We start from the raw sequence: 10,534 nt of genomic DNA, 5'->3' as shown, positions 1-10,534 counted from the left end.
GATGCTGACGTAGCGTCAAAGTCAAGCCCCTGGTGTGACATGGCGTCACTTTGCAGCTTGGGAGGGGTCAGGACTCTCGTCGTCTGACGACCGCAGGCGCTTCCGAGCGCCTGTGATCACAGTGAGCTGGGCCTCGTTGTAGGTGAATTCCTCCATGGCGGAGGCGAGGGCAAGCGTCTTCTCGCTCGTGGGGGCGAAGCGAGCACAGATCGGGCCAAGGACCCTGACGTAGTCATCGACTAGCACAGCGATCTCTTCTGGTGAGGCGTCTGGCTCAAGGGATTCCAGCCGTGCATCCAGCTCCCGGAGCTCTCGGAACCCCGGGTCGTCATGTTTCTCGATGAAAGCTCGGGTTAGCGTCTCGTACTTGAGTCGATCATGATCGTCGGCGAACGCCGCGAGTAGTTCGATTTCAAGTTTCAACCGGTCCTCGACGTTGAGTTCGGACTGCGCGTCTGCCCAGGCGCGCTCCAGATCAGCGAACTCGATAGCAACGTCGAGTGGGGCCTGGACGTTCTGGATCTCCTCGATCTTGTTCCGCTTTTCCTGGAGTTCGTCGATCTGCTGGGTGAGGAGCTGCCGTTGCGCATCCAGGGCAGCTACAGCTTCAGGGCTCGTTGGGTCATCCATGATTTGACGCACGTGCCGAAGGTCGAACCCGAGCCCCGTCAACCGCTTGATCCGGATCAGGTCGATGATGTCCATGACATTGAACAGGCGGTAATTCCCGGAGGTCCGCTCCGCCTTGGGCAGGAGGCCGATGCTCTCGTAGTAGCGCAGGGTGCGTGTGGTGAGCCCAACCATGCGAGCCGCGTCCTTGATCGAAAAGTCCATCCGCGAGTTCCCTTTCCCATCGTGCCGGCTAGTCGAGAGTTTACAGTCGGAAGGTGGCCTCACTAGATTGACCTTGACGTAGCGTCACGGTGGATGCTGTCGGCATGTCCATCAACGACCTGAGCAACAAGAAGTCGCCCGGTGGTTTGCCTCCGAACCGGTCTGGGGAGCAGGTCGCCTTGACGGGGCTCACGTGGAGTACGCAGGCGATCAGTGAGCTGGTGGGTATCACGGTCCGTACCTTGAGGTACTACCACCAGATCGGTCTGCTCCCAGAGCCCGAACGGACAACGAGGGGGCTCGTGTACGACGAGACCCACCTGCTCACCCTGCTGCGCATCAAGCGTTTCTCGATGATGTCGCTCACCCTCGACGAGATCGCCGACATCATCCACACGCCGGCCAGCCCTCGCGCCCGTCGCATCCTCTTGGACCTGGATCAGGCCTTGGCGGACCGGGTGGCGGAAATCGAGAGTCAGCGCCGCGTGATCGACGAATGTCTGCGGGACAACACCCCTGTCGACATCCTTCCCAGGTTCGCGCGGCACCTCGCCGCGCTGCGGAGATTGGGGAGCTACGACACCTCAGCTGCCGACAAGGCACTGGAGGAGTTGGCGTCCGGATACGGCAGCGAAGAAGTCGAGCGGGTGGTCGACGAGGTGATCCAGGACCCGGTGATTTCCCGGCTGTCCGTACTTGAGGAACGACTGCGTCGGCTCAACGAAGACTCGGGAGAGCCGGAACTGGATGACTTGGCGAAAGATTATGGGCGGCTACTCGTTGATCTCTACACCGTCAACCCTCAAGCGGGTCTGGAGTCAGTTTCTGGACGTGACCTGGTCGAGGCCATCGGGCTGGCCGAGTCTGCTGCGAACGAGCGAGAACGAGAGGTCCTGAAGCGAGCCCTCACGGTCCTGGCGGCACATGTCGACGGTGCCGGCTACAGCTCCTTTAAAACAAAACCTGACGCCCGGGAGGGCTGTAGAAAATATCCAAAATATTGAGGCTTGTTCGCGGATGCCCCATATTTGCCTCTGAAAAAGCATGTCGCTTCACGGGCGCCGATTCTTGAACAAGCCCCACGTGCTCCAGTCCGTCGGCTAGCTGGTCGAGCGAGGCGAGGTCCCGGCAGATCCGCTGTGGTCGCGCGGGTCCCGGAACGGGAATACCGGCAATCGGTGGATGCGGAGCGGAGAGCGTCAGGATCTGGGTTGAGGAGCCCCAGCCTTCCTAGGTCTGCTGGGCGAGCCAGGCCTCACGGTCGCGTTGCTCCCTGGGGCCGAAGTGGAGCAGCCCGGCCAGGACCGCAACGATGAAGACCGCCAGCATCGCGAAGAACAGCGGCCACACGCCAGTGAGGTAGATGATCGGGATGGCCAGCGCGGTGACGAGACCACCGCCGAAGAAGGGTTCGAAGACGAGCTGTTTGTAGCCGAAGGCCTCGAAGGCGGGGGAGGTTGCGTCGGGGTCGGTGATGCGCATGAGAATGACGCCGGTGGCGGTGACGCCCATGGACTGGCCGAGGTCGCCGATGCCACGTTCGAACCAGAAGCGGCCGATGACGCGCGGCGTCAGCCACAGGAACAGGACCAGGTTGATGAGGATGCCGCCCGCCGAAAGGACGAGGAACGCCCCGAGGTTCTCGCCGACGGCCTTGATCGAGACGGTGGCGATGGCTGAGATGACGAGGAAGTCGAGAGCCCAGCCCTGGATGCGGAGCATCATCTGCGGGTCGATGACGTGGGAGGTGCCAAGCGCCCTCGCGATCAGCTGGAGGATGACACCGCCGATCAGCGCCATGGGGAACAGGGGCACGTACGCGAAAATCTCCAGGGGGGTGTTATCACCGATCATGATGGAGGCGTAGGTCGCGCGTTCGACCCAGCGGAGGCCTTCGAGGATGACCCAACCGATGAGGATCGCCAACGCCATGATTGCGATGTGCAGGGACAGGGGCTCAACGGACGCGGGGCGGCTGGTCATCTTCCCGGCGGAGTAGTACTCGTCCTTGCGGAACAGCCCGCGCTGTTCGTCGATCGAGAGTTGGACATTGTCCTTGAGGATCTCGGTCTTGCCGTTGCGCACGCCCCAGTTGATGAGCGCAATACCGACGATGATGCCGCCGACCAGGCCGACGGTCGCGACGCCAACCGCCAGGTCCGCCCCCTCGCTGAATCCGAGCCTGGTCATCACGTCACGCATGCCGGCGGCGGTGCCGTGGCCGCCCTCGAAGCCGATCTCGATCAACCCTCCGGTCATCGGCGACGACCCGAAGAACGGCACGAGAATCAGAGCCGCCAGCAGCAGACCGACGACGTACTGCGAAGACGCGAACGCAGTCCCCAGCGCCAGCTGCGGGCCTACCAGTTTGGCGGCCTGTTTCGGGCTGGGCAGGTTCTGGCCGAGGAACATCGTCGCGAACACGACGCTGATCAGCAGGCCGGGCAGCGCGGACCAGGTGGTGACCATGGCCTCCGTGAGCAGGCCCGTTTCGCCCCAGGGCCCGGGGATGCGTCCCAGAACTTGCGGGCCGAGCGCCAGCAGGATGAGTCCACCAACGATGGAGCTCGGCAGGAACAGCCGCTGCACCCAGCGGACCTTGACGCGAATCAACTTCCCGACCAGCAGGCCCACGCTGAGTATCAGCAGGGAGAAACCGATTGCCTGGGGGTTCATGTCATCACCTCGCAGTTCGTGGAGTACCGGTCCCCCTAGCCTGCCTTGTCCGAGCAACACTTGGCGAGCGGTCCGCGATGAAAAACCCTTGAAGTGACCAACAGGCCGACTTGGTTCGAACCCGCGCCATCACAGGACCGGGAGCTCCAAACCACCATTGCATTCCAAGGTTTTGCTGACCCGCCGATACCCGTGGGTTTGTTTGGGGTCGTTGGAGAAATATGTCACAACAATGGCGAGTTCTTCATGGTGTTTCCGGGTTTCTGGCATGCCCCTGGTCCGCAAACACCAAAACTGGGTCCAGCCGGGTCAAACGGGTTTCACAGGCCCGCGTCGCGGATGATCATGGCCGCAGAGACCCGGTTGTCGACGCCCAGTTTTACGAACATGCTTGTCAGATGGGATTTGACCGAGGCGAGGCTCAGGTGCAGGCGGGTGCCGATCTGATTGTTCGTCAACCCCTTGGTCATCAGGACCGCGACCTCGCGTTCGCGTTCGGTCAGGGCGGCGACCAGGGACCGGGCCGACGGGTCCCCCGCCACCGGTGCGTCGGTGGCGACGGTGATGAGGGTGCGGGTCACGTCGGGGGCCAGGACGTTCTCGCCCGCCACCACCCGCTGGATGGCCTCGACCAGGCGGGCCGGGTCGGCGTCCTTGAGCAGGAAAGCGTCCGCGCCGAGCTTCAGGGCCCGCACCACGTAGTCGTCGGTGTTGAAGGTGGTCAGCACGATGACCCGCGGCCGCGTCTGCCAGCCGCGCAGCTCCTCCAGGGTCGCGAGCCCGTCGAGGCCCGGCATCCGCACGTCCAGCAGCACGACGTCGACGGGCCGGTCGCGCAGTTTCGTGAGCGCCTCGGCGCCGTCGCCCGCCTGCCAGGCGACATCGATACCTTCCTCCCCCTTGAGGATGAAGTTCAATCCGGTGCGGACCATCGGGTCGTCATCGACCAGGGCGACGGTGATCATGCTGTTCCTTCGGGAGCGTAGGGGAGTGTTGCCTCCAGTATGAATTCTCCCCCCTGGATGCCGTGGGAGAGGTCACCGCCGAGAAGATCGATGCGTTCGGCGATGCCGACGAGCCCGAGCCCCGAGCCCGACCGGTCGGGCTGTGCGAGGTCCGCCAGGCGATTCCTCACGACCACCCGGAGACGGCCGGCGGTGGTTTTCAGCGACAGGGTCACCGGCGCCCCGGGGGCGTGCTTGCGGGCGTTGGTGAGACCCTCCTGGACGATCCGGTAGGCATGGCGGGACACCCGGTCGGGCACCTCCGCCGGGTCCCCGTCCAACTCCACCGCCACCTGCTGCCCGGCCGAGCGGGCATCCGCCAGCAGGGCGTCGAGCCCCGAGAGGGTCGGCTGGGGTGGTTCGGGCGGCGCCGCGTTGCCGCGCAGCCGGGCCAGCATGGTGCGCAACTCGTCAAGGGAGAACTGTGCGTTGGTCTGGATCGCCCGGGCCAGGTCGCCCGCCTCGCCCTGCTCGGAGCGCATGTGGTGAGCCAGCGCGCCCGCGTGCAGGGCAATGAGGGAGATCCGGTGGGCGACGACGTCGTGCATCTCGCGGGCGATCCGTTCGCGCTCGAGGAGCCTGGCCTCGTTGAGCTGCGCCTCCCAAGCATCCTGCCGGGCCGCCTGCGCCGCTGCCCGCTGCTGGTTGGCGTCGGTGGTGCTGCGGCCGAGCAGCCCGACGAGCAGTGCGATGACCACCCCGGTGGCGGAGATGAGCACCTCTACCCGGACCGCGGAGTCGCCCGGGGCCTCGCGCAGCATGAGGACAGACTTGGCCGCGATGAGAGTGCAGGCCACGGCGATCGCGTCGATCCCCCTGCGGTGCCGGGCGATGTGGGCCTGCGCGGCCATCGCAGGGCCGAACACCGCGGGAGACAGCAGCCACAGCCCGGCCAGGGAGACCGCGACCGGTATCGGGGCGCGACGCAACCACACCAGCAGCAGCATCGCGACCAGCCCCGGGCCCAGGAGCATCGCGGCCGGTCCGGGATCCAGGTGGCGCGACGGGTTGATCAGGGGGATCACCAACGGCGGGCAGTAGTACAGGAAACCGAGCGCGGCCACCACCCAGGCCACCGGGCCGATACCGGGGCGTGCCGTGTCGGTGGAATCACTCATGCGATCAGCCTTTCACGCCCGGCCATCCGCCGTCCCCAGCCGATGGGCCAGGGTGTCTCAGCCGATGGGCCAGCGCGACCACCGGCCGGACGGAACCGGATCACCGGCCGGTTGCCCGATGTGGGATCCCGGGTGGCTCCGGTGGAGTTGATGCCATGCTCGAACTGACTCATGTGACCAAACGTTTCGGATCCATCCTCGCCCTCGACGACGTGACCTTCACCGTCCCCTCCGGCCAGATCGTCGGTTTCCTCGGCCCGAACGGGGCCGGCAAGTCCACCTGCCTGGGCATCCTGACCGGGCTGGTGACCCCGGACGAGGGAGGCGCCACCGTGGGCGGCGTGCGCTACGCCGACCTGCCCAACCCGGCCGCGACCGTCGGGTCGCTGCTGAGCACAGAGGGATTCCACCCGGGACGCAGCGGCCTGGAGACCCTGCGGATGGCGGCGCTCACCCTGGGGTTGCCGCGGCAGCGGGTGGGGGAGGTGCTGGCCGAGGTCGGCCTGTCGTCCGCGGAGGCCCGGCGTCGCGTCGGTGCCTACTCGCTGGGTATGAGGCAGCGACTCGGGGTGGCCCAGGCGCTGCTCGGCGACCCGCAGGCGTTGATCCTGGACGAACCGGCCAACGGCCTCGACCCGCAGGGCCAGCGTTGGCTCTCCGACCTGCTCCGGAGCCGCGCCGCCCGCGGCTGCGCGGTGCTGCTGAGCAGCCACCAGCTCCACGAGGTCTCGCGCCTGGCCCATCGCGTCGTGATGATCGGCGGCGGGCGTCTGCTCGCCGACCACACCACCGGTGACGGCACCGACCTCGAGGAGCAGTACTTCACCCTGACCTCCGGCACCGACCGCGCCGCCTGATCCCCTCCCCGCCACCATCCCGATACTCGCCCGAAAGGCATCGCCATGACACTGACCAGTTCCCCCGAACTCACCGCCGCAACCCGCACCCCGTCCCCCCTGACGCTGACCCGCACCATCGCCGTCGAGGCCCGCAAGGTGACCAACACGGTCTCCGGCAAGGTGTTGCTGCCCCTCGGGGCGGTGCTGATGGCGGTTTTCGGCCTCGGCCGTGCATTCATCCAGGACGCTGACACCACCTTCGGATACATCGCCAGCATCGCCTGCATCCCGGGGTCGTGGATCATCATGGCGATGGCGGTTCTGCTCATCAGCGGCGAATTCACCCGGCGGGAGGCCGCCATCACGTTCACCCTCGACCCGCGCCGCGGCCGGGTGCTGGCCGCGAAGGCCGCCGTGGCCGTGGGGTTGGCGCTCGCCGCTGCCTGCTGGGCGCTGATCGTCGCCGGAGTTGCGTACCTGCTCGCTCCCGCCCTCGCCGGTGTCACGCTTCCCCCCGACCTCGAACCGGGTCGCATCGCCGTGGTGTTCGGGGGGCTCGTCTTCACGGCCCTGACGGGGCTGGCCCTCGGGCTGCTCACCCGCAACGCCGTGGCGCCGATCGTCGTGATGCTGGTGTGGCCCACCTTCTCGTTGCTGGTCGCGCGGTCCTCGGAGGTCGCGCAGAAGATCATCGCCTGGGTCGACATCGAGCCGGTGGCCGCGCTGTTCCATTCCTCCGCCCAGGCGTGGGCCCAGCTCGGCACCTCGGTGCTGGCCTGGATCGTCCTGCCCGGCGTGATCGGCGCCTGGCGGCTGTTCCGCGGGGACCTGTGACCCCTCACTCAGCTGATCCCGGTCCCGGACGCCCTGCGTCCGGGACCGCCGTCATGCCAGGTGCAGTTCCCGGTCGCAGGCCGCGACGACGGCCGGGTCGTGGCTGATGACCAGCACCGCCCGCCCCTCGCAGGCACGCCACACGTCATCCATCAGGGCCTCGGCGGTGGCCTGGTCGAGGTGCTCGGTGGGTTCGTCGAGGATCCACAGATCGCGGTCGGCCACCAGCAGCCTCGCCAGGGCCAGGCGGCGGCGTTCCCCGCCGGAGAGGGTGCCGCCGTCCTCACCGACGAGCCGGCCGGGATCCAGCGGCAGGCCGGCGCGGTGCAGGGCGTCGCGGACCTGCTCGTCGGTGGCGTCCTTGTTGCCGATCCGCACGTTCTCGGCGATGGAGGTGGTGAAGATGTGGGCGTCCTGGGCCAGGTATCCGACCCGGCCGCCCCGCCGCACCGTGCCCGCGCGAGGCGGGATCAGCCCCATGGCGGTCACCGCAAGGGTGGTTTTGCCGATGCCGGAGGCGCCGGTGCAGGCCACCTTCTCCCCGGGGTTCACCACCAGGTCGAGGCCGTTTCGGAGCGCCGGGGCGCCGGGCCAGCCGATGGCCACGCCGTCGAGTTCCAGTCCGGGACCGGCCTGCCCGTCCGGGACGACGTCGCCGGTGCCGACCGGGTCGGCGTCGAGAATCTCCCGGACGCGGGCCAGGGAGGAGCGGGTGCGGGTCCACGTCTGGGCGGCCGCCACGAAAGTCGCCAGCACCTCGTGCAGGGCCAGCGGCACCAGCGCCAGGACCGCCAGGAAGGTGGGATGCATGGCCCCGGAAGCGACGGCGGGCCCGCCGATCGCCAGCCCCGCGACCACGGCACCTCCTGCGGCGAGCACCTGCACCGCGGTGGCCACGCCCCGCACCCACGCGCTGCGCGCCTCCTGCCGTTTCAGCCGGTCGTCGACCTCCAGCAGCCTCGCCAGGGAGGCGTGTTCGGCGCCGTAGGCGACCAGGTCGGGGGCGGTGCGGGCCACCTCGCGGACGGCGTCGGCGAGTTCCCCGCGGGTCGGGGCGGCGTCGTGGTCGGCGGCCAGGGTGGCGCGCTGCGCGAACAGCGGCACCACGACCCCGGCCAGCAGGGTGGTGGCGAACAACGCCACCCCCGCCCACGGCGAGACGACCGCGATCCCAACCGAAGCGCCGGTGATCACCAGCAGGCCCGATGCAACGGGAATCAGCACCCTGACCACGACGTCGGTGACGGCCTCGGTGTCGGCGACCACCCGGGTCAGCAGGTCGCCGCGGCGGGCGCCGATCAGGGTGGTGCGGGCCAGCGAGTCGTAGGTGCGCATCCGCAGCACCGACTGCATCCGCAACGCGACGTCGTGCCCGACCAGACGCTCCACGTAACGAAACACCCCACGCGAGATCGCGAAGGTCCGCACCCCCACGGCCGGGGCCTGGAGGTACAGCACGGGGGGCAGCAGGGCCGCGAAACTGATCAGCCACGCGGAGATCCCCATCAGCGCCACCGACGACGCCGACGCCGCGACGGCCAGCAGCACCGCCAGCCCCAGGCGCAGCCGACCCAGCGGGATGGCGCGGATCAGATCCGTGAGCAGCCCCCTCACAGCGTCACCACCTCGTCGGCGGCCGCCAGCACGGCGCTGCGGTGGCTGACCACCAGCGCACCGGCCCCCGAGTCGCGCACGGCGCGGATCACGGCCGCCTCGGCGTCCGCGTCGAGTCCCGCGGTGGGTTCGTCGAGGATCAGCAGCCGTGCCCCGCCGTGTCGGATCCGGATCAACGCCCGGGCCAGCGCCACCCGTCGCCGTTCCCCGGCCGACAGGCCCTCGCCGTCGTCGCCGACGGGTTTGCCGAGGGGAAAATCGGCCCCGGCGTCACGCAGGGCGGCCAAGAGTTCCGCATCCGGGACGCCGGGATGCCCCAGGGCGACGTTGTCGCCGACGGTGCCGGTCACCATGCCGGGATTCTGCCCGACCCAGGCGGTGCGGGCCCGCCACCGCGTGACGTCGAGGCCGGTCAGGTCGGTTCCGTCGATCAGGACCCGGCCGGATTCGGGGCGTTGGAAACCCATCACCAGGCCCAGGGCCGTGGATTTCCCGCCTCCCGAGGCCCCGGTGAGGGCCACCACGCGGCCCTCCGGCACGTCGAGGGACAAGCCGGTGACGGCGGGGGTGGTGGTTCCCGGCCAGGTGAAGGTGACCTTGTCGAGGGTCAGCCGCGACCCCTCGGGAAGGCCACCGCCGCCGGGTTCGTCTCCCAGCTCGATCAGGTCGAGTGCGGCGTTCGCGGCGGCCACGCCGTCGGCGGAGTCGTGGAAGTGAACCCCCACCTGCCGCACCGGCAGGAAGGCCTCGGGTGCGAGGATCAGCACGAACAGGGCGGTCTCGAAGGGCATTTCGCCTCCGGCGAGCCGGAATCCCACGGTCACCGCCACGAGCGCCACCGACAGCGACGCCAGCAGCTCCAGTGCGAACGAGGACAGGAAAGCGGTGTAGAGGACCTTGATGGTCTGGCCGCGGAACCGTTCCTCCGTGATTTCCAGGCCCCTGCGCTGGGCCCGGGCGCGTGCGAAGGCCTGGAGGGTCGGCAGGCCTTGGATGAGGTCGGCGAAGTGGTTGGCCAGTGCGTCGGCGCGCGTGAAGGCGCGGCGGGTCGCGGCCTGCGTGGTCCAGCCGATCAGGGCCATGAAGATGGGCACCAGCGGCAGCGTGAACGCGACGATGAGGGCGCTCGGCCAGTCGGCCAGCAGCAGCACCCCACCGACCAGGAAGGGCACGCTCGCCGCCAGGCCGAGCTGCGGCAGATATTTGGAGAAGTAGCCGTCCAGCGCGTCGAGGCCGGTGGTGGTGACCTTCGTCAGTGTCGTGGATGAGGCCACCGGACGGATCAGGTGCGCGGCGAGCACGTCGCGCCGCAGCCGCGACTTCACGGCCGCCGCGGAGCGGTGCGCCAGCACCGAGTTGACCCAGGCCAGCAGACCGCGCGCCGCGAAGATGGCGAGCAACAGCACCAGGGTGGGCAGCCAGTCGCCGGGCAGCGCCCGGTAGGTGAGGACGATCGCGACGGCGCGCGCCAGCAACCACGCCTGGGCGATCACCAGCCCCGCGGTCAGGATGCCGACGAGAACCGAGGCGATCAGGTAGTTCCTGGTCGCCCCGGCGCGTTTCAGGAGTCTGGGCTCCACGGGTCCGGGCATGCGGACAAGGATAGGGGCGGGCG

General features: G+C 68.4%; 9 protein-coding genes. 3 read left to right on the top strand and 6 right to left on the bottom strand.

Annotation, left to right across the window (positions count from 1 at the left end):
* Nucleotides 1–45: 45 nt before the first annotated feature.
* Nucleotides 46–834 carry a helix-turn-helix domain-containing protein gene (locus ACO6D6_RS08130; protein WP_484784759.1) on the bottom strand — a complete coding sequence of 263 codons (789 nt, stop codon included), beginning with the start codon at nucleotides 832–834 and terminating at the stop codon, nucleotides 46–48.
* Nucleotides 835–938: 104 nt separating this feature from the next.
* Between ACO6D6_RS08130 and ACO6D6_RS08125 the strand changes: the two genes are divergently transcribed.
* Entirely contained in the window at nucleotides 939–1,838 is a 900-nt protein-coding gene (locus tag ACO6D6_RS08125) for a MerR family transcriptional regulator (RefSeq protein ID WP_484784758.1), read from the top strand.
* Between the two features lie 226 nt (nucleotides 1,839–2,064).
* Here the strand turns inward: ACO6D6_RS08125 and ACO6D6_RS08120 are convergent, their stop codons facing one another.
* The 3 genes from ACO6D6_RS08120 to ACO6D6_RS08110 form a co-directional block, all read right to left on the bottom strand.
* Nucleotides 2,065–3,510 carry a sodium/glutamate symporter gene (locus ACO6D6_RS08120; RefSeq protein ID WP_484784757.1) on the bottom strand — a complete coding sequence of 482 codons (1,446 nt, stop codon included), beginning with the start codon at nucleotides 3,508–3,510 and terminating at the stop codon, nucleotides 2,065–2,067.
* A 320-nt stretch (nucleotides 3,511–3,830) separates the two neighbouring features.
* Nucleotides 3,831–4,475 carry a response regulator gene (locus ACO6D6_RS08115; protein ID WP_484784756.1) on the bottom strand — a complete coding sequence of 215 codons (645 nt, stop codon included), beginning with the start codon at nucleotides 4,473–4,475 and terminating at the stop codon, nucleotides 3,831–3,833.
* Nucleotides 4,472–5,632 (bottom strand): sensor histidine kinase, encoded by a 1,161-nt coding sequence (locus ACO6D6_RS08110; RefSeq protein ID WP_484784755.1) that lies wholly within the window; start codon nucleotides 5,630–5,632, stop codon nucleotides 4,472–4,474. Before ACO6D6_RS08110 ends, ACO6D6_RS08115 begins: the two co-directional genes overlap by 4 nt.
* 155 nt (nucleotides 5,633–5,787) lie before the next feature.
* Here ACO6D6_RS08110 and ACO6D6_RS08105 point away from each other — a divergent pair, with 155 nt between their 5' ends.
* The gene (locus ACO6D6_RS08105) at nucleotides 5,788–6,489 is read left to right on the top strand and encodes an ABC transporter ATP-binding protein (protein WP_484784754.1); all 702 of its coding nucleotides are present in this window, start codon (nucleotides 5,788–5,790) and stop codon (nucleotides 6,487–6,489) included.
* Nucleotides 6,490–6,534: 45 nt separating this feature from the next.
* Complete coding sequence (locus ACO6D6_RS08100) at nucleotides 6,535–7,305, top strand: hypothetical protein (protein ID WP_484784753.1); 771 nt, start codon at nucleotides 6,535–6,537, stop codon at nucleotides 7,303–7,305.
* Nucleotides 7,306–7,356: 51 nt separating this feature from the next.
* Here ACO6D6_RS08100 and cydC read toward each other — a convergent pair whose 3' ends face one another.
* Nucleotides 7,357–8,919, bottom strand: a complete 1,563-nt coding sequence (cydC, locus tag ACO6D6_RS08095) for a thiol reductant ABC exporter subunit CydC (protein ID WP_484784752.1) — start codon at nucleotides 8,917–8,919, stop codon at nucleotides 7,357–7,359.
* Nucleotides 8,916–10,511 (bottom strand): thiol reductant ABC exporter subunit CydD, encoded by a 1,596-nt coding sequence (cydD, locus tag ACO6D6_RS08090; protein WP_484784751.1) that lies wholly within the window; start codon nucleotides 10,509–10,511, stop codon nucleotides 8,916–8,918. Before cydD ends, cydC begins: the two co-directional genes overlap by 4 nt.
* Nucleotides 10,512–10,534: the final 23 nt, after the last annotated feature.

The organism is Arachnia sp., assembly GCF_057238465.1.
This window is presented reverse-complemented; position numbering and strand designations above follow the sequence as displayed.

What these genes read in the sequence shown, in the direction of transcription:
- ACO6D6_RS08130 (WP_484784759.1), bottom strand. Translation starts at nt 834, where the DNA reads ATGGACTTTTCGATCAAGGACGCGGCTCGCATGGTTGGGCTCACCACA.
- ACO6D6_RS08125 (WP_484784758.1), top strand. Translation starts at nt 939, where the DNA reads ATGTCCATCAACGACCTGAGCAACAAGAAGTCGCCCGGTGGTTTGCCT.
- ACO6D6_RS08120 (WP_484784757.1), bottom strand. Translation starts at nt 3,510, where the DNA reads ATGAACCCCCAGGCAATCGGTTTCTCCCTGCTGATACTCAGCGTGGGC.
- ACO6D6_RS08115 (WP_484784756.1), bottom strand. Translation starts at nt 4,475, where the DNA reads ATGATCACCGTCGCCCTGGTCGATGACGACCCGATGGTCCGCACCGGA.
- ACO6D6_RS08110 (WP_484784755.1), bottom strand. Translation starts at nt 5,632, where the DNA reads ATGAGTGATTCCACCGACACGGCACGCCCCGGTATCGGCCCGGTGGCC.
- ACO6D6_RS08105 (WP_484784754.1), top strand. Translation starts at nt 5,788, where the DNA reads ATGCTCGAACTGACTCATGTGACCAAACGTTTCGGATCCATCCTCGCC.
- ACO6D6_RS08100 (WP_484784753.1), top strand. Translation starts at nt 6,535, where the DNA reads ATGACACTGACCAGTTCCCCCGAACTCACCGCCGCAACCCGCACCCCG.
- cydD (WP_484784751.1), bottom strand. Translation starts at nt 10,511, where the DNA reads ATGCCCGGACCCGTGGAGCCCAGACTCCTGAAACGCGCCGGGGCGACC.